Annotated in this window: 26 protein-coding genes, 1 tRNA gene and 1 riboswitch; of the genes, 16 read left to right on the forward strand and 11 right to left on the reverse strand. The window is 69.3% G+C overall.

The window, feature by feature from the left end; all coding sequences use genetic code 11:
• Positions 1-11: 11 nt before the first annotated feature.
• Entirely contained in the window at positions 12-746 is a 735-nt protein-coding gene (locus OHT01_RS24645) for an RDD family protein (protein WP_328555291.1), read from the forward strand.
• Between the two features lie 126 nt (positions 747-872).
• Here OHT01_RS24645 and OHT01_RS24650 read toward each other — a convergent pair whose 3' ends face one another.
• Positions 873-1,166 (reverse strand): hypothetical protein, encoded by a 294-nt coding sequence (locus OHT01_RS24650; protein WP_328555292.1) that lies wholly within the window; start codon positions 1,164-1,166, stop codon positions 873-875.
• 441 nt (positions 1,167-1,607) lie between these two features.
• Between OHT01_RS24650 and OHT01_RS24655 the strand changes: the two genes are divergently transcribed.
• Positions 1,608-3,962 carry an immune inhibitor A domain-containing protein gene (locus OHT01_RS24655; protein ID WP_328555293.1) on the forward strand — a complete coding sequence of 785 codons (2,355 nt, stop codon included), beginning with the start codon at positions 1,608-1,610 and terminating at the stop codon, positions 3,960-3,962.
• A 121-nt stretch (positions 3,963-4,083) separates the two neighbouring features.
• A complete protein-coding gene (locus tag OHT01_RS24660) occupies positions 4,084-4,449 on the forward strand; it encodes a hypothetical protein (RefSeq protein WP_328555294.1) in 366 nt (121 codons plus the stop codon).
• Here OHT01_RS24660 and OHT01_RS24665 read toward each other — a convergent pair whose 3' ends face one another.
• Positions 4,450-5,034 carry an isochorismatase family protein gene (locus tag OHT01_RS24665; RefSeq protein ID WP_328555295.1) on the reverse strand — a complete coding sequence of 195 codons (585 nt, stop codon included), beginning with the start codon at positions 5,032-5,034 and terminating at the stop codon, positions 4,450-4,452.
• A 206-nt stretch (positions 5,035-5,240) separates the two neighbouring features.
• Positions 5,241-6,620 carry a nicotinate phosphoribosyltransferase gene (locus OHT01_RS24670; protein WP_405916989.1) on the reverse strand — a complete coding sequence of 460 codons (1,380 nt, stop codon included), beginning with the start codon at positions 6,618-6,620 and terminating at the stop codon, positions 5,241-5,243.
• Positions 6,621-6,759: 139 nt separating this feature from the next.
• On the opposite strand from OHT01_RS24670, the gene clpS reads away from it, so the two are divergent.
• The 7 genes from clpS to OHT01_RS24705 all read left to right on the forward strand — a co-directional run bounded on the left by clpS (position 6,760) and on the right by OHT01_RS24705 (position 11,584).
• The gene (clpS, locus tag OHT01_RS24675) at positions 6,760-7,068 is read left to right on the forward strand and encodes an ATP-dependent Clp protease adapter ClpS (protein ID WP_328555296.1); all 309 of its coding nucleotides are present in this window, start codon (positions 6,760-6,762) and stop codon (positions 7,066-7,068) included.
• 52 nt (positions 7,069-7,120) lie between these two features.
• Positions 7,121-7,726: a DUF2017 domain-containing protein gene (locus OHT01_RS24680; protein ID WP_328555297.1), complete on the forward strand. Its 606-nt coding sequence runs from the start codon at positions 7,121-7,123 to the stop codon at positions 7,724-7,726.
• A 331-nt stretch (positions 7,727-8,057) separates the two neighbouring features.
• The gene (locus OHT01_RS24685) at positions 8,058-9,509 is read left to right on the forward strand and encodes an amino acid permease (RefSeq protein WP_328555298.1); all 1,452 of its coding nucleotides are present in this window, start codon (positions 8,058-8,060) and stop codon (positions 9,507-9,509) included.
• 109 nt (positions 9,510-9,618) lie between these two features.
• Positions 9,619-10,041, forward strand: coding sequence for a M67 family metallopeptidase (locus OHT01_RS24690; protein ID WP_328555299.1), 423 nt, complete (start codon positions 9,619-9,621; stop codon positions 10,039-10,041).
• 79 nt (positions 10,042-10,120) lie between these two features.
• Positions 10,121-10,222, forward strand: a complete 102-nt coding sequence (locus tag OHT01_RS24695; RefSeq protein ID WP_328555300.1) for a putative leader peptide — start codon at positions 10,121-10,123, stop codon at positions 10,220-10,222.
• A gap of 115 nt (positions 10,223-10,337) precedes the next feature.
• Positions 10,338-10,616 (forward strand): MoaD/ThiS family protein, encoded by a 279-nt coding sequence (locus OHT01_RS24700; protein ID WP_037619201.1) that lies wholly within the window; start codon positions 10,338-10,340, stop codon positions 10,614-10,616.
• A gap of 17 nt (positions 10,617-10,633) precedes the next feature.
• On the forward strand, positions 10,634-11,584 hold the full coding sequence (locus tag OHT01_RS24705) for a PLP-dependent cysteine synthase family protein (protein WP_328555301.1): 951 nt from the start codon (positions 10,634-10,636) through the stop codon (positions 11,582-11,584).
• A 204-nt stretch (positions 11,585-11,788) separates the two neighbouring features.
• Here OHT01_RS24705 and OHT01_RS24710 read toward each other — a convergent pair whose 3' ends face one another.
• Positions 11,789-12,262, reverse strand: coding sequence for a type II toxin-antitoxin system PemK/MazF family toxin (locus tag OHT01_RS24710; protein ID WP_328555302.1), 474 nt, complete (start codon positions 12,260-12,262; stop codon positions 11,789-11,791).
• 251 nt (positions 12,263-12,513) lie between these two features.
• Here OHT01_RS24710 and OHT01_RS24715 point away from each other — a divergent pair, with 251 nt between their 5' ends.
• The gene (locus OHT01_RS24715) at positions 12,514-13,266 is read left to right on the forward strand and encodes an MBL fold metallo-hydrolase (RefSeq protein WP_328555303.1); all 753 of its coding nucleotides are present in this window, start codon (positions 12,514-12,516) and stop codon (positions 13,264-13,266) included.
• A 71-nt stretch (positions 13,267-13,337) separates the two neighbouring features.
• Here the strand turns inward: OHT01_RS24715 and OHT01_RS24720 are convergent, their stop codons facing one another.
• Entirely contained in the window at positions 13,338-14,585 is a 1,248-nt protein-coding gene (locus OHT01_RS24720; RefSeq protein ID WP_328555304.1) for a PTS transporter subunit EIIC, read from the reverse strand.
• 267 nt (positions 14,586-14,852) lie between these two features.
• A complete protein-coding gene (locus OHT01_RS24725) occupies positions 14,853-16,139 on the reverse strand; it encodes a PTS transporter subunit EIIC (protein ID WP_328555305.1) in 1,287 nt (428 codons plus the stop codon).
• A 175-nt stretch (positions 16,140-16,314) separates the two neighbouring features.
• Between OHT01_RS24725 and OHT01_RS24730 the strand changes: the two genes are divergently transcribed.
• The 4 genes from OHT01_RS24730 to rdgB all read left to right on the forward strand — a co-directional run bounded on the left by OHT01_RS24730 (position 16,315) and on the right by rdgB (position 18,768).
• Positions 16,315-16,548 carry a PTS glucose/sucrose transporter subunit IIB gene (locus tag OHT01_RS24730; protein WP_328555306.1) on the forward strand — a complete coding sequence of 78 codons (234 nt, stop codon included), beginning with the start codon at positions 16,315-16,317 and terminating at the stop codon, positions 16,546-16,548.
• A 134-nt stretch (positions 16,549-16,682) separates the two neighbouring features.
• Positions 16,683-17,429: a ribonuclease PH gene (rph, locus tag OHT01_RS24735; protein WP_328555307.1), complete on the forward strand. Its 747-nt coding sequence runs from the start codon at positions 16,683-16,685 to the stop codon at positions 17,427-17,429.
• Positions 17,430-17,574: 145 nt separating this feature from the next.
• Positions 17,575-17,973 carry a hypothetical protein gene (locus tag OHT01_RS24740; RefSeq protein WP_328555308.1) on the forward strand — a complete coding sequence of 133 codons (399 nt, stop codon included), beginning with the start codon at positions 17,575-17,577 and terminating at the stop codon, positions 17,971-17,973.
• Between the two features lie 192 nt (positions 17,974-18,165).
• Positions 18,166-18,768 (forward strand): RdgB/HAM1 family non-canonical purine NTP pyrophosphatase, encoded by a 603-nt coding sequence (gene rdgB / locus OHT01_RS24745; RefSeq protein WP_328555309.1) that lies wholly within the window; start codon positions 18,166-18,168, stop codon positions 18,766-18,768.
• A gap of 72 nt (positions 18,769-18,840) precedes the next feature.
• Here rdgB and OHT01_RS24750 read toward each other — a convergent pair.
• The 4 genes from OHT01_RS24750 to OHT01_RS24765 form a co-directional block, all read right to left on the reverse strand.
• Positions 18,841-18,923, reverse strand: a tRNA-Leu gene (locus tag OHT01_RS24750).
• Positions 18,924-19,163: 240 nt separating this feature from the next.
• Positions 19,164-19,484: a DMT family transporter gene (locus tag OHT01_RS24755; protein ID WP_328555310.1), complete on the reverse strand. Its 321-nt coding sequence runs from the start codon at positions 19,482-19,484 to the stop codon at positions 19,164-19,166.
• 36 nt (positions 19,485-19,520) lie between these two features.
• A riboswitch (guanidine-III (ykkC-III) riboswitch) is annotated at positions 19,521-19,581 on the reverse strand.
• 59 nt (positions 19,582-19,640) lie between these two features.
• Positions 19,641-19,943 (reverse strand): GroES family chaperonin, encoded by a 303-nt coding sequence (locus tag OHT01_RS24760; RefSeq protein WP_326790934.1) that lies wholly within the window; start codon positions 19,941-19,943, stop codon positions 19,641-19,643.
• Positions 19,944-20,040: 97 nt separating this feature from the next.
• Positions 20,041-20,379, reverse strand: a complete 339-nt coding sequence (locus OHT01_RS24765; protein ID WP_328555311.1) for a DUF3618 domain-containing protein — start codon at positions 20,377-20,379, stop codon at positions 20,041-20,043.
• Positions 20,380-20,513: 134 nt separating this feature from the next.
• On the opposite strand from OHT01_RS24765, the gene bcp reads away from it, so the two are divergent.
• Positions 20,514-20,981, forward strand: coding sequence for a thioredoxin-dependent thiol peroxidase (gene bcp, locus OHT01_RS24770; protein WP_328555312.1), 468 nt, complete (start codon positions 20,514-20,516; stop codon positions 20,979-20,981).
• A 178-nt stretch (positions 20,982-21,159) separates the two neighbouring features.
• Here the strand turns inward: bcp and OHT01_RS24775 are convergent, their stop codons facing one another.
• Positions 21,160-23,709 carry a transglycosylase domain-containing protein gene (locus OHT01_RS24775; protein ID WP_328555313.1) on the reverse strand — a complete coding sequence of 850 codons (2,550 nt, stop codon included), beginning with the start codon at positions 23,707-23,709 and terminating at the stop codon, positions 21,160-21,162.
• Positions 23,710-23,795 lie beyond the last annotated feature (86 nt).

Here is a 23,795-nt window from a genome sequence, read left to right on the forward strand (position 1 = left end):
CGACTCGGGCCATGAGCAGCGAACCGCCGCCCCCGGACCCCGGCCGTCCACCGGACGACGACCCGTTCAGGAAGCAGCCCCCGCCCGCCGAGGGCACGGGTTCCCCGTACGACCCGCCGCCTCCGTCCGGCGGCCAGACCCCGCCCTACGGCAGCCGGCCGCCTCCGTTCGGAAGCGAGCCGCCTCCTTCCGGCGGTCCCTACGGCGAGGGCGGCGGTCCCTACGGTGAGGGCCCGCACGGCGGGGGCGGTGACCCCTATGGCGGCGGCGGTCCCTACGGCGGGGATCCGCTCGCCGGGATGCCGCCCCTCGCGGACAGCGGGAAGCGGGTGCTGGCCAGGATCCTGGACATGATCCTGGTGGGCATCGTGGCGTGGCTGCTGTCCTGGGCGTTCGGGGTCACCGAGTACAACATGGACTCGAACAAGATCGAGTACAGCAAGTCGCTCGGACAGTCCCTGGTGGTCGCCGTGCTCTTCGTCGCCTACGACACCGTGATGATCAGCAAGACGGGCCAGACCCTGGGCAAGCGGCTGTTCAACCACCGGGTCGCCAACCTCGACAACGGCTCGACGCCCTCCGTGCAGACCTCGCTGGTCCGCGCCCTGGTCCTGTGGATTCCGTTCGCCTTCTGCTGTGCCTGCATCTGGACGGCCATCGCGGGCGGTTGGAGCTTCTTCGACAAGCCCTACAAGCAGGGACTGCACGACAAGGCGGCCAAGACGGTGGTGGTCGACGCCGGGTGACGGCACGGGTGCCCACTCACCCGTGGTCCAGGTGCACCCGGGCGGCGCACGCGCGAACGGCGGGTCCGTGGTTCACGGGCCCGCCGTCGGCGCGTACGGATCGTGGTGTTCGGGGCGCCGCCTGCTTCAGGGCCCCGCGGGTTCGCGCACCGGTTCGGGCGCGGAGGACACGGAGGCGGAGACGGACGCGGTCTCGCGTCGCACCGGCACCCGCTCGCGGATGACGGCCGCGGCCGCGGACGGCGCGGGCTTCGGCAGCGGGACCGTCATGGCCACCAGCAGTCCGAGGGCGAGCGCCGAGAGGGTGATCAACACGATCCCCAGACTCGAACTCGTCTGTGACAGCAGCAGCATGGCGAGGGTGGAGAAGATCACGGTGCAGGAACCGTAGGCGAGCTGTGCGGCGGTCGGACGAGGCATGGCAATCGTGTCCTCGGATGGGGGTTCTCCCCCCGGGTGCCTCTCGCGATGGGGGAGGGTGCGGATAGGGATCGAGGGTGAGACAACGGTGTCGACGTGGCTTTCCGCCGGCTTCCGACGCTCCGCCAATCGACTCTATTCGCCTGCATGCCCGAGTGGAACGTCCGGTAAGCGTGACCTTACCCACGGTGCCGGAGCACAGGGGGCGCACGGAGTCATCGCGTCCATCAAGTGGACGTGTGGGCGCGCCGGTTGGGGGGTTTCGGGGGTGTCCGGATACCGAACGTAGGCTTCGCATAATGCACTTGCCAGGTTCAAGTCAAGATCTGTTTTTTCTTTGGTAACTCCGGTCAAATGTCGTCACTTGAATCGCGTTGCGCGCGCGGACCTCCATGACCCGGAACCCCCTCCGCGTGAACGCACGCGGGGGAGGACACTCAAGTGACCAACAGACCATGGACGTTCAGAGCGGCCGCGGTGGGCGTTGCCCTCGCGGCGGCCACCGCCACGTTCTCGACGTACGCGGTGGCGCAGGCCGACTCGGCCGCCGCCTCACCGGTCGTGCACCGTCACGACCCGCAGCCGGTCCGGAACACGGTCGACCACGACCTCGACGGCCCGCTGAGCAAGACCCAGAACGCGCAGCACCAAGAGGCGCTGAACCAGGTGATATCCGGCGACGCCAAGGTGCAGAACCGCAACGGTTCGCAGGTCGTCCAGCTGAAGAGCAAGAAGGGCAGCAGCAAGTACGTCGAGCTGGGCCGCGAGAAGACCGACAAGATCTTCACGATCCTCGTCCAGTTCGGCGACAAGACGGACCCCAAGTTCGGTGGCACCGCCGGCCCGCTGCACAACCAGATAGCCAAGCCGGACCGCAAGAAGGACAACAGCACGGCCTGGCAGGCGGATTACAACCAGAAGCACTTCCAGGACCTCTACTTCGGCACCGGCAAGAACGTCGAGTCGATGAAGAAGTTCTACGAGACGCAGTCCTCGGGCCGCTACTCGGTGGACGGCCAGGTCGCCGACTGGGTCAAGGTCCCCTACAACGAGGCCCGTTACGGCAACGACGCCTGCGGCTCCACCAACTGCCCGAGCGTGTGGAACGTCGTCAGTGACGGCGTCACCGCCTGGGTCGCGCAGCAGAAGGCGGCCGGCAAGTCGGACGCCGCCATCAAGACGGACCTGGCCCAGTTCGACCAGTGGGACCGCTACGACTACGACGGCGACGGCAACTTCAACGAGCCGGACGGCTACATCGACCACTTCCAGATCGTGCACGCCGGTGAGGACGAGTCCGCGGGCGGCGGCGTCCAGGGCACCGACGCGATCTGGGCCCACCGCTGGTACGCGTTCGGCACCGACGCGGGCGCCACGGGCCCGGCCGACAACAAGCTCGGCGGCGCCCAGATCGGCGACACCGGCATCTGGGTCGGCGACTACACCATCCAGCCGGAGAACGGCGGACTCGGCGTCTTCGCCCACGAGTACGGTCACGACCTCGGTCTGCCGGACCACTACGACACCGCCGGCGGCGACAACTCCACCGGCTTCTGGACCCTGATGTCCTCGGGTTCCTGGCTCGGCACCGGCAAGGACTCCATCGGCGACCTCCCCGGCGACTTCAACGCCTGGGACAAGCTCCAGCTCGGCTGGCTGAACTACGACACCGCCAAGGCCGGAAAGCAGTCCACGCACAAACTGGGCGTCGCCGAGTACAACACCTGGAACAAGCAGGCACTCGTCGTCAGCCTGCCGGACAAGGCGGTCACGACCACGGTCGTCAACCCGGCGCAGGGCTCGGCCCAGTGGTGGAGCGGCAGCGGTGACAACCTGAAGAACACGCTGACCCGGTCCGTGGATCTCACGGGCAAGTCGTCGGCGACGCTGACCCTCGACGGCTGGTACGACATCGAGGCGGGCTACGACTACCTCTACACCGAGGTCTCGACCGACGGCGGCGCCAACTGGACCGCCCTGGACGGCACGGTGGACGGCGCCGCCATCCCGCGCGACGGCAGCGACAAGCCCGCCCTCACCGGCACGGTCGACGCGTACAAGAAGCTGGCGTACCCGCTCGACGCCTACGCGGGCAAGAAGATCGACATCCGCTTCCGCTACCAGAGCGACGGCGGTGTGGCGCTGAAGGGCTTCGCGGCCGACGAGATCGGTGTCACCGCGGACGGTGCCGCGCTCTTCTCGGACAACGCCGAGACGGCCGACGCCGCTTGGACCGCGAGCGGCTTCTCCCGCATCGGCGCCTCGTTCACCAAGGACTACGCGCAGTACTACCTCGCGGAGAACCGCCAGTACGTCTCGTACGACAAGACCCTCAAGGTCGGCCCGTACAACTTCGGCTTCTCGACGACCCGTCCGGACTGGGTGGAGCACTACGCCTACCAGAACGGCCTGTTGATCTGGAAGTGGGACACCTCGCAGGCGGACAACAACACCAGCCAGCACCCGGGTGTCGGCCTCGCGCTTCCGGTCGACTCGCACCCGAAGGCCCTGTGGTGGGACAACGGCACGCTGATGCGCAACCGCATCCAGGCCTACGACTCCCCGTTCAGCCTGTACCGCACGGACGGTCTGACGCTGCACAGCGCGGACGTCGCCACGAAGATCCCGTCGTCGAAGGGGGTGTCGGTCTTCAACGACCACACCAGCGACTACTACGACAACCGGAACCCGACCGGCGGCGTCAAGATCACTGACACCAACACCAAGATCCAGATCGTCAAGGAGGCCAAGGACGGCTCGACGATCTCGCTCAAGGTCGGTCCCGCAGTGAAGTAGTCAGCATTTCCGCAGGTCAAAGGCGTATCGGCGGCAACCCTCTGGCGGGTTGCCGCCGATCGTGTTTAGGTGCGTCCTGTGCCCGGCTTATTGACACCGAATCGCACGGGGGTGTGACCGCATGGCCGCAGGAGGTTTCTGCAGATTGCCGAACGGCAGCGTCGTAGTGGCGCTGAACCTGCCCAGTCCGGCAGGTTCCGGCTACGGCTGCCTGCGGTTCCTGGTCGTCGCCCAGAACCGGGCCCGCGCCCTGACCAGGCTGCGGAACCTGGGCCTGCGCGCCGTCTATCTCCGGGGCAACGCGTCCCCGCCCACCCCCGACGAGATCACCGCGGTCCTGCACCATCCCGACGGGCTCATATGGCGCACGGCGCCCGACGCCGGCGTCCCCGGCAGCCGCGTCATCGGCAGCGGTGTCCCCGAGCTCCCCCAGGAGCTGTGGCACCCGGTCAGGACGCTGCGCAGACCTCCGGCACCGCAGCCGTGACTACACCACGGGCTTGCCCGTGAGCTCGACGCCGGCGGCGCGCAGCTCCTCCAGCGCGCGTTCCGTCGTCTCCTCCGCCACCTTGGCCGTCAGGTCGAGCAGGACGGTCGTGCGAAAGCCCTGCCGGGCGGCGTCCAGGGCGGTCGCCCGGACGCAGTGGTCGGTCGCGATGCCGACCACGTCCACCTCGCCGATCCCGCGGGCCCGCAGCCAGTCGCCCAGCGGCACACCGTTCTCGTCGGCGCCCTCGAAGCCGCTGTAGGCCGCCGCGTAGGCGCCCTTGTCGAAGACGGCGTCGATGGCGCCGGAGGCGACGGCCGGCGCGAAGTTCGGGTGGAAGCCCACCCCCTCCGTGCCGGCCACGCAGTGCGCGGGCCAGGAGTGCACGTAGTCGGGGTTGTCGGCGAAGTGACCCCCGGGAGCGATGTGCAGGTCCCGGGTGGCGACGACGTGCCGGTAGCCGGCGGGGGCCTGGCCGATCAGCTCCGTGACGGCGGCGGCCACGTCGGCGCCCCCGGCCACCGCGAGGCTGCCTCCCTCGCAGAAGTCGTTCTGCACGTCTACGACGATCAAGGCGCGGCGCATGGGCGGTGTCCTTCGGCTATGGGTGCGGCAGACAAGGGTGCGGGCCCGGCCGTTGAACTTCCGAGCCTAGAGACTTCGAGGGCTGTGCGGGAGGGGGTATTCGGCTTCCGCGGCCCGCGCGGGCACGCTGCCGTTGCATTCCCGCTCACCGGAGGTTCATGCACGGCGTCACTCCCGCACCGGCCGCCCCTCCCGCCCTGTGCGCCTCAGAGGTATTCGGTGGGGATCACCGGCTCGCCGCGCGACAACTGCGTCGCCGACAGCGGCAGCCGGGCGCGGGCCGCCGCGTGCCGGTCGCGTACGACGTCGAGCGGCTCACGGGACAGGACCTGTCCGCCCTTGACCAGCTGGACCAGAAGCTGCTGGTCGGCCAGCTCGCCGGGCACCGGTCCGACACCGATCACCTCGGCCTCGGCGACCCCTTGCCCGTCCAGGCGCCGGGCGGCCCACTTGCGGCCGCCGATGGACGTCTTGCCGCCCGTGGACTTCTTCGCCACCGGCTCCAGCGGCGCCTTCGGGTCGGCCGACTCGGCGCGGGCGACCAGTTTGTAGACCATCGAGCAGGTCGGGTGGCCGGAACCCGTCACGAGCTGGGTGCCGACGCCGTACGCGTCCACGGGCGCCGCCGCCAGCGAGGCGATGGCGTACTCGTCGAGGTCGGAGGTCACGACGATCTTCGTTGCGGTCGCACCCAGCTCGTCGAGCTGCTGGCGCACCCGGTGGGCGACGAGCAGCAGGTCTCCGGAGTCGATGCGCACCGCGCCGAGCCCGGTCCCGGCGACCTCGACCGCCGTGCGGACCGCCTCGGCGACGTCATAGGTGTCCACCAGCAGCGTGGTGCCGCGGCCCAGCGAGTCCACCTGGGCGCGGAAGGCGTCCCGCTCGTTGTCGTGCAGCAGCGTGAAGGCGTGCGCGGAGGTGCCCACGGTCGGGATGCCGTAGCGGAAACCGGCGGCCAGGTCGGAGGTGGTGGTGAACCCGCCGACGTACGCGGCCCGCGAGGCGGCCACCGCGGCCAGCTCGTGGGTGCGCCGGGCGCCCATCTCGATCAGCGGCCTCTCGCCCGCGGCGGAGGCCATCCGGGAGGCCGCCGCCGCGATGGCGGAGTCGTGGTTGAGGATCGAGAGGATCACCGTCTCCAGGAGCACGCACTCCGCGAAGCTGCCCTCGACCCGCAGGAGCGGGGAGCCCGGGAAGTACACCTCGCCCTCGGGATAGCCCCAGATGTCCCCGTCGAAGCGGTAGGAGGCGAGCCACTCCAGGGTCGGCTCGTCCACGATCCCGCGCTCGCGCAGGAAGGCGAGGACGTCCGCGTCGAACCGGAAGTTCTCGACGGCGTCGAGCACGCGGCCGGTGCCCGCCACGACTCCGTAGCGCCGTCCTTCGGGCAGCCGCCGGGTGAAGACCTCGAAGACCGAGCGCCGCTCGGCGGTCCCGGCCGCCAGGGCGGCCTGCAACATCGTCAGCTCGTACTGGTCGGTGAAGAGCGCCGTGGACGGAACGCCCACCCGTCTCCCGCCGCCACCGTTCCGGGGAAGCGCGTCGCGCCCCTCTTCCTCCGGCAGCCCAAGGTCCGCTGTGTTCATGGCAGGGATCGTACCCCCATCTCGTCACTTTGACGATTTCCGGGAGGCCCCGCGATTCCCGAGGTGTCGGCCCCCGTTCCGGCCCCCGTCTCAGGGGAGCGTTTATGCGGGAGACCCCCTCTGGTGGCAGCATGGGCGTGTGACGGCTCCCGCACCTCTAGAGATCGAGAAGACCGAGTCGGCGGAGGAGGTCTTCGCCGTACCCGAGCCGGACGTCCCCTGGGTCACGATCGTCCACAACGACCCGGTCAACCTCATGAGCTATGTGACGTATGTCTTCCAGACGTACTTCGGCTACCCCAAGGACAAGGCCACCAAGCTGATGATGGACGTCCACCACAAGGGCCGGGCCGTCGTCTCCAGCGGCACGCGCGAGGAGATGGAGCGCGACGTGCAGGCCATGCACGGCTACGGTCTGTGGGCCACCCTTCAGCAGGACCGGAAGTAGCCGGCCCCTGTCAACCGACCGCCTGCAGGACCGGAAGTAGCGAACTCACTCCATGCCTGGACACTTCGAACCGCTCCCCGGCGGCGGCGCGGCCGTCGCGCTCGACGAGGTCGAGATCTCCATCATCCGCTCCCTCGCCGTCCAGCTCCTGGAGCTCATCGGTCCCGGCCCCGCGGAGAACGCCTCGGCCGACCCGCTCGCCGAACTGTTCGCCGAGGGCCCCAGCGAGCCGCCGAGCGACCCGGTGCTCAAGCGCCTCTTCCCGGACGCCTACAGCGGCCCCGGCGTCGAGGCCACCTCGCCCGAACAGGCCGAGGAACAGCACGCCCACTCCGCCGAGTTCCGCCGCTTCACCGAGAACGACCTGCGCGCCGGCAAGCGCGAGAACGCCCTCACGGTGATCCGCTCACTGGACGGACTGACGCCCGGCGGCGACGGCGGGGCGGTCCTCAAGCTGACCACCGCGCAGTCCGAGCAGTGGCTGCGCGCCCTGAACGACCTGCGGCTCGCCATCGGGTCGCGGCTCGACGTCGTCGACGAGGAGGACACCGACCTCCTCTACCGGCTCCCGGACGAGGACCCGCGCAAGCCGATGGTGATGGCGTACCTCTGGCTGGGCGGACTTCAGGAGACCCTGGTCGAAACCCTCATGCCCTGACCTGTCAGGACATGACCCCTCTCGCGTTCGCTCAGCGGACGCTCAAATCCGGATAACGATCACGTCACCGCAACCGCGTCCTTTGGGGCGCGGTTCAACATTTTGTCCGGTTTTTCCTGTGGTTCGCGCAACACGACCTCCAACCGATCAACGCCGCCGCCGTGATAGATCTTCACGACCGCCCGGCAGGACACCACCCATGTCCCCGCCGGGTGCGCCACCGAGCCGGCGGACCGCCGGCCAGGCACAGCTCCACCTATCCGGGGGGATCGGAAACCGATCCGAAGCCAGGCGACTGGCTCGGACCGGCATGGAGAAAGGCGCACCAGACATGACCTCATCGCAGGTCGGCAAGCAGGACGACGGCAGTGAGGCCGTGGGCGGCGACGCCCCCGAAGAGGGGTACGAGCGCGGGCTCGGCAGCCGTCAGGTCCAGATGATCGCGATCGGCGGCGCCATCGGCGTCGGCCTCTTCCTGGGAGCCGGGGCGAACATCGCCAAGGCCGGTCCCAGCCTCATCGTGATGTACGCCCTCGCGGGCGTGATCATCTTCTTCATCATGCGGGCGCTCGGCGAGCTCCTGCTCTACCGCCCGGTCTCGGGCTCCTTCGCCGAGTACTCCCGCGAGTTCCTCGGCCCGTTCTTCGGCTACTTCACCGGCTGGACGTACTGGCTGATGTGGGTGGTCACCGGCATGGCCGAGCTCACGGCCGCCGCGATCTACGTCCACTACTGGTTCCCCGCGATCCACCAATGGGTGACGGCACTCGTGTTCCTCGTCATCCTGTTCGTGGCGAACCTGATCTCGGTGAGGCTCTTCGGCGAGATCGAGTTCTGGTTCTCGATGGTCAAGGTCACCGCGCTGATCGGCATGATCGTCATCGGCATCGGCGTCCTCACCTTCGGCTTCAGCTCCGCCGGTGACACCGCCTCCGTCAGCAACCTCTGGCAGTTCGACGGCTTCTTCCCCAACGGCATCGGCTCGTCCCTGATGACCCTCCAGGGCGTCATGTTCGCCTACCTCGCCGTCGAGCTCGTCGGCGTCACGGCGGGCGAGTCCGAGAACCCCGAGAAGACGCTCCCGAAGGCCATCAACACCCTCCCGTGGCGCATCGCCCTCTTCTACGTCGGTGCCCTCACGGTCATCCTCTGCGTCGTGAAGTGGACGGAGTTCGCGCCAGGAGTGAGCCCCTTCGTCGAGGCCTTCGCCAAGATCGGCATCCCGGCCGGCGCGGGCATCGTCAACTTCGTGGTCCTCACCGCCGCCCTGTCCTCCTGCAACTCGGGCATGTACTCCACCGGCCGCATGCTGCGGAACCTCGCCGACAGCGGCGAGGCCCCGAGGGTCTTCAGCAAGCTGTCGTCCACCAAGACGCCCGCGCTCGGCATCACCGTCTCCGTGCTCTTCATGGGCATCGGCGTGGTCCTCAACTACGTCGTCCCCGAGAAGGCCTTCGGATACGTCACCTCGGTGGCCACCGCGGCCGGCATCTGGACCTGGCTGATGATCCTGGTCAGCCACATCCTCTACCGCCGCGCGGTCGACGCCGGCCGGCTGCCCGCCTCGTCCTTCCCCGCCCCGGGCGGCGCGAAGTGCAGCTGGGTCGCCGTCGTGTTCCTCCTCTTCGTCACCGGCCTCATCGCCTACGACTCCGAGTCCCGCATCTGCCTCTACGTGATGGCCGTCTGGGCCGCCGCCCTGGCCATCGGCTGGGCGGTCCTCAAGGCACGCAACCCGCAGGTCACCGAACGCAGCGAACCCGAGTTCGAGACGATCGGCTGACCGCCCCCGGACGTCCGGCCGCCCCGGCCACCGCTCAGGACGTCCGGCATACGGGCCGTCCCGTACCACGCCTCGGTACGGGACGGCCCTTCTGTCTATCCTGACCAGCATGCTGACCATCACCGAGGCCCTGTTCGACCAGATCGTCGCGCACGCCCGCCAGGACCACCCCGACGAGGCGTGCGGGGTCGTCGCGGGCCCCGCGGGCACCGGCCGCCCCGAGCGCTTCATCCCGATGCTCAACGCGGCCCGCTCGCCCACGTTCTACGAGTTCGACTCCGGCGATCTGCTCAAGCTCTACCGCGAGATGGACGACCGGGACGAGGAGCCCGTCGTCATCTACCACTCGCACACCGCGACCGAGGCCTACCCCTCCCGCACCGACCTCGCGTACGCGAACGAGCCCGGCGCCCACTACGTCCTGGTCTCCACCGCGGACACCGACGACGCCGGTCCCTTCCAGTTCCGCTCGTACCGGATCGTGGAAGGCGAGGTCACGGAGGAGGAGGTCAAGGTCGTAGAGAGCTACTGATCTCGCCCACCGGTCAAAAAGCGTCCGGAATACGAGATCACACTCCGGGCCCCGTACCGGGAATCGATACGATGAGCCCATGGTTCTCCACGACGTGAACGACAAGACGCCGGGCATGCTGCTCGTGGCGCGTCTGCACGTCGACCTGTGCAGGCTGCAGAGCGCCATCTGTACGCGCTGACCTGCCGCCGCCGTACGGCCGAGAGCCGCGGCACCGCACCCGGCGTACCCCCTGCTCCTCCCGCGCCGCCGCGCGTCTTCCGACCTGACTTTCCTTCCGACAGGAGCCCGCAACCATGGCCATCGAGGTCCGCATCCCCACCATCCTCCGCACCTACACCAACGGCGAGAAGGCCGTAGAGGGCGGCGGGGCGACCCTTGCCGAGCTGTTCACCGACCTCGACACCCGTCACGCGGGCATCAGGGCCCGGATCGTGGACGGTGGCGAACTGCGCCGCTTCGTCAACGTCTACCTCAACGACGAGGACGTCCGCTTCCTCGACGGCATCAACACCAAGCTGACCGACGGCGACAACGTCACGATCCTGCCGGCCGTCGCCGGCGGCATGGCCTGATCGGCCGCTGGTCTCCGATGCGCTACGACTCCCCGCTCGCCGCGGTGGGCAACACCCCTCTGGTACGCCTGCCGCGACTCTCGCCGTCCGCGGACGTCCGTATCTGGGCGAAGCTGGAGGACCGCAACCCGACCGGTTCGGTCAAGGACCGGCCGGCCCTCCACATGATCGAGCAGGCGGAGAAGGACGGCCGTCTGACACCGGGCTGCACGATCCTGGAGCCGACCAGCGGCAACACCGGCATCTCGCTGGCCATGGCGGCCAAGCTCAAGGGCTACCGCATGGTCTGCGTCATGCCCGAGAACACCTCGCATGAACGCCGTGAACTGCTCGGCATGTGGGGCGCCGAGATCATCCCCAGCCCGGCCGCCGGCGGCTCCAACACCGCCGTCCGCGTCGCCAAGGAACTCTCGGCGCAGCACCCGGACTGGGTCATGCTCTACCAGTACGGCAACCCGGACAACGCCGGCGCCCACTACGCCACGACGGGCCCGGAGATCCTCGCCGACCTCCCGTCCATCACCCACTTCGTGGCGGGCCTCGGCACCACCGGCACCCTGATGGGCGTCGGACGCTTCCTGCGCGAGCACAAGCCGGACATCAGGATCGTCGCCGCGGAGCCGCGCTACGACGACCTGGTCTACGGCCTGCGGAACCTGGACGAGGGCTTCGTACCGGAGCTGTACGACGCCTCCGTCCTCACCACCCGCTTCTCCGTCGGCTCCGCGGACGCGGTCACCCGCACCCGGGAACTCCTCCAGCAGGAGGGGATCTTCGCCGGCGTCTCCACCGGAGCCGCGCTGCACGCCGCGATCGGCGTCGGCAACAAGGCCGTCAAGGCGGGAGAGCCGGCCGACATCGTCTTCGTGGTCGCGGACGGCGGCTGGAAGTACCTGTCGACGGGCGTCTACACGGCGGCGACGACGGAAGAGGCAATCGAGACACTGCAGGGCCAGCTCTGGGCGTAGCCCCGGGGACCGGACCGGCTGAGCCGGAGGGCGCGAGGACCGATCCACGGTCCCGCGCCCTCCGGCTCTGTCACACCACCGAGAAGTGCCTCCGGGACTCCGGACGACGGACCACGGACCACGGTGCCGGGCTCCGGGCCGGACTCCAGTGCTCTCCAGTGCTCGGGGCCGGGCTCGGCGCGCCAGGCAGCGGATCCGGCGGGCTCAGCGCGCCAGGTACCGGACCTGGTCCCACAGGACCGGATCCACCACGCCGATCCGCCGCCGGAAGTCACCGACCGGTACTTCGCGCAGTTCGTCCGTCTCCAGGAAGCTCGGCCGCCCGTGGGCGTCCCCCACGGCCCCCGGGGGCAGCGGGATCACCCCGGGCCGCTCGTCGTGGTACTTGCTGGTGATCTTCGCGACGGTCGCCCGCCTGCCGCGCACCACCAGCACCAGGCACGGCCGGTCCTTGGCCCCCGGCCCGTCCTCGTAGGGGACGTTCGCCCACCAGATCTCCGCCGCCCTCGGAACCGGCCCGCCGCGCCGCGTCGTACCCCGGCGGGGTCCGCGGGGGCGCCCCGGCGGACGCGTCCGGCCGGCCGGACGGCGCCCGCGGCGCCCCCAGCCGTCCACCAGCGTCGCGACCAGCGCGAGCAGAACGACCGCCGCCAACGCGAGCCACCAGGATGTGTCCATAGCAGAGAAGGTACCGGCGCGCATGTGCCCCCGCCCGCCCTGCGGTGACCCTCGGCGCCCCAAGGTCCATCCGAACCGGTGACAGCACAGGTGAGTTCGCCCACAACAGCCCCAGGTGGAGGAGCGACCGGCCCTTTTGCGCCTTACGCTCGACGGACCGCACGACCCCCGTTCCCGTATCTGCAACCGAGTACCTGCACCCCGCATCCACTCTCTCTGCACTTCCTGCCAGCGCGGAGGTTCCAGCTCTTATGAAGCTCACCGTCGTCGGCTGCTCGGGGTCGTTCCCGTCCGCGGAATCGGCCTGTTCGAGCTACCTCGTAGAGGCCGACGGCTTCCGGCTGCTCCTCGACATGGGCAACGGTGCCCTGGGCGAGCTGCAGCGCCACTGCGGTCTCTACGACCTCGACGCGATCTTCCTCAGCCATCTGCACGCCGACCACTGCATCGACATGTGCGCGTACTTCGTCGCGCGGTACTACCGCCACGACGGCGGCCGCTGCGACCCGATCCCCGTCTACGGACCCGAGGGAACGGAGCACCGCCTGACCACCGCGTACGCCGACACGCCGTCCGCGTCCTCGATGAGCGAGGTCTTCGACTTCCACACGGTCAAGCCGGGCACGTTCGAGGTCGGCCCGTTCACCCTCCACACGGAGCGGGTGAGCCACCCCGTCGAGGCGTACGGCATCCGGGTGGAGCACGGCGGAAGGTCACTGACGTACTCCGGGGACACCGGGGTGACCGAGAGCCTGGACGAACTCGCCCGCGACACGGACCTGTTCCTGTGCGAGGCCGCGTTCACCCACGGCAAGGAGGACATCCCGGGCCTCCACCTCAACGGCCTCCAGGCCGGCGAGACCGCCGCCCGCGCCGGCGCCCGCCGCCTCGTCCTCACCCACATCCCCCCGTGGACGGACGCCCGCACCAACCTGACGGACGCCCGCTCGGCGTACACCGGTCCGGTGGAACTGGCGGCGCCGGGGGCCGAGTACGAGATCTGACGCCGTCCGCGTACGCGAAGGCCCCCGGAACCAGGTGGTTCCGGGGGCCTTCGGACGCAGGCGGGGACGGCTCACGCCTTCGTGAGGTCCTCGATCTCCTCCTCGGGCTCACGGCCAGGGGTGGGGAGGTTGAACTTGATGATCGCGAAGCGGAAGACCACGTAGTAGATCGCGGCGAACACCAGGCCGATGGGGATGATCAGCCAGGGCTTGGTGGCCAGGTTCCAGTTCAGCGCGTAGTCGATGAAGCCCGCGGAGAACGTGAAGCCCGCGTGGACACCGAGCGCCCAGGTGACCGCCAGGGACAGGGCGGTCAGCACCGCGTGGATCGCGTACAGCAGCGGGGCGATGAACATGAACGAGAACTCGATCGGCTCGGTCACACCCGTCACGAACGAGGTCAGCGCCAGCGAGATCATCATGCCCATCACGGCCTTGCGGCGCTCGGGGCGGGCGGAGTGCGCGATGGCGATCGCGGCGGCCGGCAGACCGAACATCATGATGGGGAAGAAGCCCGACATGAACATTCCGGCGCTCGGGTCACCGGCGAAGAACCGGTTGAGGTCACCGTGGACGACCACGCCCGCGGAGTCCTTGAAGTCGCCGATCTGGAACCAGGACACGGCGTTCACGAACTGGTGCATGCCGACCGGAATGAGCGCGCGGTTGATGAGACCGAACAGGCCGGCGCCGACCGTGCCGAGACCGGTGATCCACTCGCCGAAGTTGGAGATGCCCTCACCGATCGGCTCCCACACCAGGCCGAAGAAGACGCCCAAGACCGTTCCGACGAACGCCATGATGATCGGAACCAGACGGCGGCCGTTGAAGAAGCCGAGCCAGTCCACCAGTTGCTTGCGGTGGTAGCGCTGCCACAGCACGGCGGACAGCAGACCCATGATGATGCCGCCGAGGACACCGGGGTTGTTGTAGGTCGCCGCTATGTCGGCGCCCTTCTGGATCTTCGCCTCGGTGACCGGGAAAGCCTCGAGCACCTTGCTGTAGACCAGGAAGCCGACCAGGGCCGCGAGCGCGGTGGAGCCGTCCGCCTTCTTGGCGAAGCCGATCGCGACACCGATGCAGAACAGCATCGGCAGGTTGTCGAAGATCGCGTGACCGGCGGTGGCGAACACCTCCGTGACCTTGTCGGGCAGGTGCAGCTTCTGTGCGATGTCCGGCACTCCCAGGCGCAGCAGGATGCCCGCCGCCGGAAGCACGGCGATCGGCAGCTGCAGACTGCGGCCGATCTTCTGCAGGCCCTGGAACAGGCCGGATCCCCGCTTCTTCGGGGGTGCCGCCGGGACGGTGGCGGTGCTCATAGTTCCTCCATGCGCTGGGCGCTGCCGGGGGACGGGGAAGGTATGACAGGGTCGGCAGCGACCATGTGGTCTACACCACCAGTGGTGTAGACCTGTTTCTAGCACGGTGAAGGCTGGATAAGGAACCCTCGAATTTTGTGGTCTCGGCCATAACGGGAACAACCGGTTCCGGGCATGCGGAAGGGCCCCCGGACCGGCTGGTCCAGGGGCCCTTCGTGGAGCGGTCCGCGCCGAGGCGGCCTCCGGCCTGGCGGAGGTTCCAGAGGTCTACGCCTTAGTGGTGTCCTCCACGTCCTCCTCGGGCTCCCGCCCCGGAGTCTTCAGATCGAACTTCGTGATCGCGAACCGGAAGATCGCGTAGTACACGGCACCGAAGCACAGCCCGATCGGCACGATCGCCCACGGCTTGGTCGCCAGGTTCCAGTTGATGACGTAGTCGATCAGACCCGCCGAGAAACTGAAACCGTCATGCACCCCCAGCCCCCACGTCGCCGCCATGGAAACGCCGGTCAGCACCGCGTGCACCGCGAACAGCAGCGGCGCGATGAACAGGAACGAGTACTCGATCGGCTCGGTGATCCCGGTGACGAACGACGTCAGCGCCACCGACAGCATCAGACCGCCGATCTCCTTGCGGCGATGCGGCTTCGCGCAGTGCGTCATCGCCAGCGCGGCCGCCGGCAGCGCGAACATCATGATCGGGAAGAAGCCCGAGAGGAACTGCCCCGCGTTCGGATCGCCCGCCAGGAACATGTTGATGTCACCGTGCACGACCTGACCGTCCGGCTTCGTGTAACTGCCGAACTGGAACCAGATGGGCACGTTCAGGAACTGGTGCAGCCCGATCACCAGCAGAGCCCGGTTGGCCAGCCCGAACACGCCCGCGCCCCACGCCCCCAGCCCCACCAGCCAGTCGCTGAAGTTCTCCAGCCCCGACCCGATCGGAGGCCAGACCCACACGCACAGCGAGGCGAACGCGGCGGCCACGAACGCCATGATGATCGGCACCAGCCGGCGCCCGTTGAAGAAGCCGAGCCAGTCCACCAGCTTCGTCCGGTGGTAGCGCTTCCAGAAGTACGCCGACAGCAGCCCGATGACGATCCCGCCGAACACCCCGGGATTCTGGTAGGTGAACTCCACGACGGAGTTGTCCTCAAGCTGGCACCCCAGCTTGATCTTGACGCTCCCGCCCGGACAGGTCTCCGGGAACGCCCGCAGCACGTTGTAGTAGACGAGGAATCCCACGACCGCCGCCAGCGCCGTGGAACCGTCCGCCTTCTTCGCCATGCCGATCGCCACGCCGACACAGAACAGCATCGGCAGCCCGAGCTGACCGTCAAGCAGCGCGCCGCCCGCCGCCCCCATCACCCTGGAGAGGTTGTCCCAGCCCAGCCCGTCCGCGCCGAACACGTCCGGCTGCCCCAGCCGGTTGAGGATGCCGGCGGCCGGCAGCACGGCGATCGGCAACTGCAGGCTGCGGCCCATCTTCTGCAGCCCCTGGAAGGCCTTGTTCCAGCGGGCGCGCGCTGGCGGGACGGCGCTGACAGCACTCATGGGCGTCCTCCGGGCCGAGCCGGTTTGGCGACGGCCCGCCGACTGGTGTAGACCAGTTGACGACGCGTCGCTCTGTCGTGATCGCCATCCTTGGGCACCCACGACATGACCGCTCGCGAAGATGGGCCAACTGTGGGTTACTGCGAAAAAGCGGTTCTTGATCAGGGAGTAGGACATGGCCACGAAGGCTGAGAAGATCGTCGCCGGGCTCGGCGGCATCGACAACATCGAAGAGGTCGAGGGCTGTATCACCCGGCTCCGCACCGAGGTCACCAACCCCGACCTGGTGAACGAGGCCGCCCTGAAGGCCGCAGGCGCACACGGAGTCGTCAGGATGGGCACCGCCATCCAGGTCGTCATCGGCACCGACGCCGACCCCATCGCGGGCGAGATCGAAGACATGATGTGAGCGACGGGACCACCTGAAGCCACCCCGGCTCCCCACGAGCCGCACACCGCTCCAGGAGTCCCGGCTCACCCGTGAGGGGCTGTTTCCGCCACCGGCGGGCAGCCCCTCACCCTTGTACGGATAGGCTCGACGGCATGTCTCGAATCGACGGCCGCACCCCCGAACAGCTGCGCCCCATCACCATCCAGCGCGGCTGGAGCAAGCACGCCGAGGGCTCCGTCCTCGTCTCCTTCGGCGACACCAAGGTCTTCTGCACGGCCTCCGTCACCGAAGGCGTCCCGCGCTGGCGCAAGGGCAGCGGCGAGGGCTGGGTCACCGCCGAATACTCCATGCTGCCCCGCGCCACCAACACCCGCGGCGACCGCGAGTCCGTCCGCGGCAAGATCGGCGGCCGCACCCACGAGATCAGCCGCCTCATCGGCCGCTCGCTGCGCGCCGTCATCGACTACAAGGCACTCGGCGAGAACACCATCGTCCTCGACTGCGACGTCCTCCAGGCCGACGGCGGCACCCGCACCGCGGCCATCACCGGCGCGTACGTCGCCCTGGCCGACGCCGTCACCTGGGCCCAGGGCAAGAAGCTCATCAGGGCCGGCCGCAAGCCGCTCGTCGGCACCGTCTCGGCCGTCTCCGTCGGCATCGTCGGCGGCGTCCCCCTCCTCGACCTCTGCTACGAGGAGGACGTCAGGGCCGACACCGACATGAACGTCGTCTGCACCGGCGACGGCCGCTTCGTCGAGGTCCAGGGCACCGCCGAGGCCGAGCCCTTCGACCGCAAGGAGCTCAACGCCCTGCTGGACCTGGCCGTCGGCGGCTGCGACGAACTCGCCGCGATCCAGCGCGCGGTACTCGAAACGACGGGTGAGGCAACCGCGGGTTAAGCCCTCGCGTTCTTATGGGTACGGGCGTACGGTCCAGCCGTGCGCCCGCCGGCCAGGTCGGGCCGACCTGGCCGACCGTTCAGCCGGCTGGTGCGGTTCGCCGACACGGCCGCATCACACCATGCCCACGGGGAGGGACCGTTCCATGGCCGCGCGCCACCGCACTCGTCGTCGTACCGCCGCACTCGCCGTCGCCGCCGCACTCTTCGTCCTGCCGGCGGCCGTCGGCTGCGACGCGGTCGGCAAGGCGCTCGACTGCGTACAGGCCGCCGACTCGATAGCCGACAGCGTCACCGCGCTCCAGCAGGCCGTCGAGAACGCGGCGAACGACCCGACGCAGACCGACGCGTCCCTCAACTCCATAGAGAACAACCTCGACAAGATCGGCGACAAGACCGACAACGCCGACGTCAACAAGGCGGTCGACGACCTCGACAAGGCCGTCGGCAACGTCCGCACAGCCGTCAAGAACGGCGACAACACCCCCGACATCAGCCCCGTCACGGCCGCCGCGGGCGAACTGACGAAGGTGTGCACGCCGTAGCGGGACCGACGGGACCGACCGGACCGGAAGGCCCGGACCTGGGACCCGACCCGGGACCCGACCTGGGACCCGACCCGGGACCTGACAGGCGGTCCGATTCGGGACCTGACCGGGCGTCGGATCACGGCCGGGGCCCGGCTCGGGACCGGGCAGGGGCCGGATCCGGGTGCGGACTCGGAGATACTGGCGACCATGACCCGCCTGATCCTCGCCACCCGCAACGCCGGCAAGCTCACCGAGTTGACGGCGATCCTCGCCGACGCAGGGCTCACCCATGAACTCGTCGGCGCGGACGCCTATCCCGACATCCCCGACGTCAAGGAAACGGGCGTCACCTTCGCCGAGAACGCCCTGCTGAAGGCCCACGCGCTGGCGCAGGCCACCGGCCTGCCCGCCGTCGCCGACGACTCGGGCCTGTGCGTCGACGTCCTCAACGGCGCGCCCGGAATCTTCTCCGCCCGCTGGGCCGGCCGCCACGGAGACGACCGGGCCAACCTGGACCTGCTCCTCGCCCAGCTCTCCGACATCGACGCCCCGCACCGGGGCGCCCACTTCGCCTGCGCGGCGGCGCTCGCTCTGCCGGACGGCACCGAACGCGTGGTGGAGGGCCAACTCCGCGGCACCCTGCGGCACATCCCCGCCGGCACGAACGGCTTCGGCTACGACCCGATCCTCCAGCCCGACGGCCACACCCGAACCTGCGCGGAACTGACCCCCGCGGAGAAGAACGCGATCAGCCACCGGGGCAAGGCGTTCCGGGCACTGGCGCCGGTGGTGCGGGAGTTGTTGGGCTGAGGGGTACGCACCACGTACTCGCAAGGTCCGGCTTGCCGAAGTCGCAAGCCGGACCTTGCAAGTGAAGGTGAGTGCGGCCTGAGGGATTCGAACCCTCACGGGATTTCTCCCATCGCGCCCTAAACGCGAGGCGTCTGCCGTTCCGCCAAGGCCGCAGGCCTGCCCGTCGTCGAGAGTGGCGGGCGGGTGCAAGTGTACGGCGAGCGGCGGCTGTACGGCGAGCGGCGGCCTTTCCTTCTGCCGGCACCAGCTATATCCGTCGGCGCGTGGCAGTTCGGGCACGGGTGTCGCAGGTCTTCCCGGCGGTCGTCCTGTGTACGGCACTCCGACTTCCGTGAGGGCTCTGTGCAGTTGGGTCCTGTCGTGGCCGTTCCGGCGCGGGTGCGGAGTGTGGCTCAGTGCCCCGACGTCGCCTTCAATCCCACCACCGACACCAGGAGCAGGCACACGAAGAACACGCGGGCGGCTGTGGCCGGTTCGCCGAGGGTGGTCATGCCGAGGATGGCCGCGCCGGCCGCGCCGATGCCGACCCAGACGCCGTAGGCGGTGCCGATCGGGAGTGACTTGGCCGCCTGGGACAGCAGGACCATGCTCGCGACGATCCCGGCGGCGGTGAGCACGCTCGGGACCGGGCGGGTGAAGCCCTCGGTGTACTTCATGCCGATCGACCAGCCCACTTCGAGCAGACCGGCGACGACGAGCAGGACCCAGGCCATGGGAGGCACCTCCGGGGGACGACGGCTTGAGACGGTGGTGCGTCGTCTTTGCCCAGCCCGGTACGGCGCGTCTCGTCGGGGGTCCATCCACCGTAGCAAACGAATGGCAAAGGGGCCGGTGACCATGGTCACCGGCCCCTTCGGGTGGCGTATGCCCTACAAATACAGGCCGGTCGAGTCCTCGGACCCTTCGAAGCGGTCCGCGGCCACGGCGTGCAGATCCCGCTCGCGCATCAGCACGTAGGCGGTCCCGCGCACCTCGACCTCGGCACGGTCCTCGGGGTCGTAGAGAACCCGGTCGCCCGGTTCCACCGTACGGACGTTCTGCCCGACCGCGACGACGTCGGCCCAGGCGAGGCGACGGCCGACCGCCGCCGTCGCGGGGATCAGGATGCCGCCGCCGGAGCGCCGCTCGCCCTCGGCGGCGTCCTGCCGTACCAGCACGCGGTCGTGCAGCATCCGGATGGGCAGCTTGTCGTCATGGGTGCTGTGCGTTTCACGATTGGCGCTCACGCTCCGAACCTACCTGTCCCGGCCGGTTTCGTAGGCGGGTGGGTCAGTGCTTGCGGCGCCGCGTGCCCACAACGAGCAGCCCGACGAGGCCCACCGCGACCAGAGCCGCCGGGATGATGCGCTCCAGCCGGGGCGCGCCCTCCTCGGTGACGAACTGCCCCTTCACATCGCCGACGACGCGGTTGACGCCCACGTAGGCGCGTCCCAGTGTGTGGTCGATGTTCGAGGCGACCTTGGCCTTGGCGTCTCCGACGATCGTCTTCGGGTGCACCCGTACGCCGATCTCGTCGAGCGTGTCGGCGAGTGTTGTGCGGCGGTGCTTGATGTCCGCCTCGATCTGCGCCGGAGTCCTGGTATCCGGCGTTCTCGACGTATCCGACACCGCGCTGCCTCCGTGGTCGTGTAGTGACTCCCTGATTCGGACAGTCTGTCAGTTCGGACCGGACCGCACCCCTCGGCACCCCCCATTACGCTCGTTCCGTATCCGTTCCATCCCCCTGGCCACGTGAGGTTCCGATGAGCGAGCGACTCCAGCCCGGCGACACCGCCCCCGCCTTCACCCTGCCCGACGCCGACGGCAACGAGGTCTCCCTCGCCGATCACAAGGGCCGCAAGGTCATCGTGTACTTCTACCCGGCGGCCCTCACTCCCGGCTGCACGAAGCAGGCCTGCGACTTCACGGACAACCTCGACCTGCTGGCGGGCGCCGGTTACGACGTCATCGGTGTCTCCCCGGACAAGCCCGAGAAGCTCGCGAAGTTCCGCGAGAAGGAGTCCCTGAAGGTCACCCTGGTCGGAGACACCGACAAGTCGGTCCTGGAGGCGTACGGGGCCTTCGGCGAGAAGAAGCTGTACGGCAAGACGGTCGTCGGTGTCATCCGCTCCACGGTGGTCGTGGACGAGGAGGGCAAGGTCGAGCGGGCGCTGTACAACGTGAAGGCGACCGGGCACGTGGCGAAGATCATCAAGGACCTCGGGATCTGAGTCCGGGGTCCGAATCCCGGGGTCCGAATCCCGGGGTCCGAATCCCGGGGTCCGAATCCCGGGGTCCGAGTCCCGGGATCCGAATCCGGGGATCCGAGTTCCGGGACCTGAGTCGCGAGGCCTGAGCCGCAGAGTTCGAGGATCCGGCCTGGTGAGCCGCCCGGTCAGTGCTTTCCGGTCAGTGCCTTCTCGACGTGAGCCCGCTCAGCGGGTCCAGGCCGGCCGTCGTGCCCGTGGGCCAGCCCTCCGTGGCCCCGCCGGTGGCGCCGCCGCCGTTCGTGGGGGATCGGGTGGTGCCGCCGGTCGTGGTGCCGCCGGTCGTGGTCGTGCCGGAGGCGCCGGTGCCGCCGTCGGTCCGGCCGTGGGGCCCGGTGTGGGGCCGGGCCGTCGTCCGGCCCGGTGTCCGGCCGTTCCCCGACGACGGCCTGCTGCCGTTGGCGCCGCCCTGGGTCCCGGTCCCGTCCTGGCCGCCGTCCGTGGTGCCGGCGGTGTCCTGGCCGCCGGTGGCGGCCGGATCGCCGGGGTCGTACTCGGTGTCGTCGGGTTCCTCGGCGCCCGGCTGGAGCTGGAGGTCGAAGTCCGAGGCCTCCGTTCCGTCGAGGGCGTCCTGGGTGAACTGGGCCCAGATCTGGGCGGGGTAGCCGCCGCCGTTGACGCGGCCCTGTCCGAGGGCGCCGTACAGGGACTTGTGGGCGCCGGTCTCGGGGTCCTGGCCCATCACGGAGACGACGGTGGCGAGCTCGGGGGTGTAGCCCGCGAACCAGGCGGCGGTGTCCTCCTCCGCCGTGCCGGTCTTGCCCGCGGCGGGCCGGCCGGCGTCCTGCGCGGCCTGTCCGGTTCCGCCGTCGACGACGCTCTGGAGCATGGAGGTCGTCGTGTCGGCGGCCTCGCGGCTCACCACCTGCCGGGTTTCCTGGACCGGCAGCCGCACATCCTCAGCGCCGTCCTTGGTGACCTTCGCGACGAGCGTGTACGTCCCGTGGCTGCCGTGGTTGGCGAGCGTGGCGTACGCCTCCGTCATGTCGAGGACGCTGGCGGTGGCCGGGCCGAGCGCGATGGAGGGGGAGGCGGTCAGGTCGGGGGTGTCGGCCGGGAGGCCGAGGGCCACGGCGGTCTTCTCCACATGGGCGGGGCCGGCGTCGACGGCCATCTGCGCGTACACCGAGTTGACCGACCTGTCGGTGGCGGTGCGGACGCTGATGTCCCCGTACGAGGCGCCGTCCTCGTTCTCCGGCGCGTACGAGCCGCCGGACCAGCCCTGCACGGGCCGCTGGTCGGTACCGTCGTAGACGGTGTTCGGGGTGATGGTGCGGCCGTCCTGGGTCACCGAGCCGTTCTGGACGGCCGAGGCGAAGACGAACGGCTTGAAGGTGGAGCCGACCTGGTAGTCGCGTCGGGTGGCGTTGTTGACGTACTGCTTGGTGTAGTCGATGCCGCCGTACATCGCGAGGACCTTGCCGCTGGACGGGTCGATGGCGACGCCGCCGGCGCGGACGTAGGTGTCGGCCTTGCGGTCCTTCTTGTCGAGCTGGTCCATCACCTGGTCGTTCACGGCCCGTACGAAGGCGTCCTGCTTGGATTTCTGGAGGGTGGTGGTGACGCGGTAGCCGCCGCGGGTGAGGGTGTCCTCGTCGAGGATCCTGTTCGAGATCAGGTAGTCGTTGACGGCCTGGACGAGATAGCCGCGCTGGCCCGACAGGCCTGCCGAGCCCTTGGCCTGCCGGGGCGTCGGGAAGGCGACCCGGTCGCGTGCGGCCCGGGTCAGCCACTTCTGCTTGACCATGCCGTCGAGGACGTAGTTCCAGCGGGCGAGGGCCGCGGCCTTGTTCTCGGGGTGCGCGATCACGTCGTACGCGCTGGGCGCGTTGAGCAGGGCGGCGAGGTAGGCGCCCTGGCCGACGGTCAGGTCCCTGGCGTTCACGCCGTAGTAGGCCTGGGCCGAGGCCTGGATTCCGTAGGCGTTGCGGCCGTAGTAGCTGGTGTTGAGGTAGCCCTCCAGGATGTCGTCCTTGCTCTTCTCCCGGTCGAGCTTGATGGAGATGAAGAACTCCTTCACCTTCCGGGTGACCGTCTGCTCCTGGCCCAGGTAGTAGTTCTTCACGTACTGCTGGGTGATCGTCGAGCCGGACTGTCTGCCCTTGCCGGTGACCGTGTTCCAGGCGGCGCGGATCATCGCCTTGGGGTCGATGGCGGATTCGCTGTAGAAGTCGCGGTCCTCGGCGGCGAGGGTGGCGTGCTGGGCGTCCTTGGAGATCTGCGCGAGTGAGACGTTCTCGCGGTTGACGTCACCGTCGCGGGCGAGCTGGGTGCCGTCGGCGTAGAGGTAGACGTTGCTCTGTTTGATCGCGGAGGCGTTCGCGGACGGGATCCTGACGAGGAAGTAGCCGAGCGCGAAGAGGCCGGTCAGGAGCAGGACCGCGCCGAGGATCGTGCCGAGCAGCATGCGCCAGGTCGGGACGAGCCTGCGCAGGCCGGTCCGCTTCGGCCGCTGTTTCCGCTTCGGCCTCTGCTGCGGGTTCCGTTTCGTGCCGGGCGTGCCCGGCCCGCTCGGCTGTCCGCTCGGCGGCTCCGCCTCCGGTCCTGACGGCAGTCCTGACTGCGGTCCCGTCTGCGGTCCGGTCCGTGGCCCTGTCGGCCGGCCCGCAGCGGAGGCCGGGGCCTGGCGGGGGCCCGCCTCCGGTTCCCTGGGTGCCCAGCCCTGGCTGCGCTGCTGCGGCTCGTCGCTCATCTGTTCGCCGAACTCCTGTTTCGCGTCGTACGTTCACATATGCCCTCGTACGCCTGATGCGCCCCTTTATCGAAGACTCTCGCACC

Origin of the sequence: Streptomyces sp. NBC_00358 (genome assembly GCF_036099295.1) — a bacterium.
Classification (GTDB): domain Bacteria; phylum Actinomycetota; class Actinomycetes; order Streptomycetales; family Streptomycetaceae; genus Streptomyces.

Bases quoted from the DNA above. Each gene is read 5' to 3' on its own strand.
- OHT01_RS24690 (WP_328555299.1), top strand. From the start codon at position 9,619: ATGCTGACCATCACCGAGGCCCTGTTCGACCAGATCGTCGCGCACGCC.
- OHT01_RS24650 (WP_328555292.1), bottom strand. From the start codon at position 1,166: ATGCCTCGTCCGACCGCCGCACAGCTCGCCTACGGTTCCTGCACCGTG.
- rph (WP_328555307.1), top strand. From the start codon at position 16,683: ATGTCTCGAATCGACGGCCGCACCCCCGAACAGCTGCGCCCCATCACC.
- OHT01_RS24700 (WP_037619201.1), top strand. From the start codon at position 10,338: ATGGCCATCGAGGTCCGCATCCCCACCATCCTCCGCACCTACACCAAC.
- OHT01_RS24665 (WP_328555295.1), bottom strand. From the start codon at position 5,034: ATGCGCCGCGCCTTGATCGTCGTAGACGTGCAGAACGACTTCTGCGAG.
- OHT01_RS24730 (WP_328555306.1), top strand. From the start codon at position 16,315: ATGGCCACGAAGGCTGAGAAGATCGTCGCCGGGCTCGGCGGCATCGAC.
- OHT01_RS24695 (WP_328555300.1), top strand. From the start codon at position 10,121: ATGGTTCTCCACGACGTGAACGACAAGACGCCGGGCATGCTGCTCGTG.
- OHT01_RS24710 (WP_328555302.1), bottom strand. From the start codon at position 12,262: ATGGACACATCCTGGTGGCTCGCGTTGGCGGCGGTCGTTCTGCTCGCG.
- OHT01_RS24680 (WP_328555297.1), top strand. From the start codon at position 7,121: ATGCCTGGACACTTCGAACCGCTCCCCGGCGGCGGCGCGGCCGTCGCG.
- OHT01_RS24705 (WP_328555301.1), top strand. From the start codon at position 10,634: ATGCGCTACGACTCCCCGCTCGCCGCGGTGGGCAACACCCCTCTGGTA.
- OHT01_RS24725 (WP_328555305.1), bottom strand. From the start codon at position 16,139: ATGAGTGCTGTCAGCGCCGTCCCGCCAGCGCGCGCCCGCTGGAACAAG.
- OHT01_RS24755 (WP_328555310.1), bottom strand. From the start codon at position 19,484: ATGGCCTGGGTCCTGCTCGTCGTCGCCGGTCTGCTCGAAGTGGGCTGG.
- OHT01_RS24740 (WP_328555308.1), top strand. From the start codon at position 17,575: ATGGCCGCGCGCCACCGCACTCGTCGTCGTACCGCCGCACTCGCCGTC.
- bcp (WP_328555312.1), top strand. From the start codon at position 20,514: ATGAGCGAGCGACTCCAGCCCGGCGACACCGCCCCCGCCTTCACCCTG.
- OHT01_RS24660 (WP_328555294.1), top strand. From the start codon at position 4,084: ATGGCCGCAGGAGGTTTCTGCAGATTGCCGAACGGCAGCGTCGTAGTG.
- OHT01_RS24715 (WP_328555303.1), top strand. From the start codon at position 12,514: ATGAAGCTCACCGTCGTCGGCTGCTCGGGGTCGTTCCCGTCCGCGGAA.
- OHT01_RS24685 (WP_328555298.1), top strand. From the start codon at position 8,058: ATGACCTCATCGCAGGTCGGCAAGCAGGACGACGGCAGTGAGGCCGTG.
- OHT01_RS24670 (WP_405916989.1), bottom strand. From the start codon at position 6,620: ATGAACACAGCGGACCTTGGGCTGCCGGAGGAAGAGGGGCGCGACGCG.
- OHT01_RS24775 (WP_328555313.1), bottom strand. From the start codon at position 23,709: ATGAGCGACGAGCCGCAGCAGCGCAGCCAGGGCTGGGCACCCAGGGAA.
- rdgB (WP_328555309.1), top strand. From the start codon at position 18,166: ATGACCCGCCTGATCCTCGCCACCCGCAACGCCGGCAAGCTCACCGAG.
- OHT01_RS24760 (WP_326790934.1), bottom strand. From the start codon at position 19,943: ATGCTGCACGACCGCGTGCTGGTACGGCAGGACGCCGCCGAGGGCGAG.
- OHT01_RS24645 (WP_328555291.1), top strand. From the start codon at position 12: ATGAGCAGCGAACCGCCGCCCCCGGACCCCGGCCGTCCACCGGACGAC.
- OHT01_RS24720 (WP_328555304.1), bottom strand. From the start codon at position 14,585: ATGAGCACCGCCACCGTCCCGGCGGCACCCCCGAAGAAGCGGGGATCC.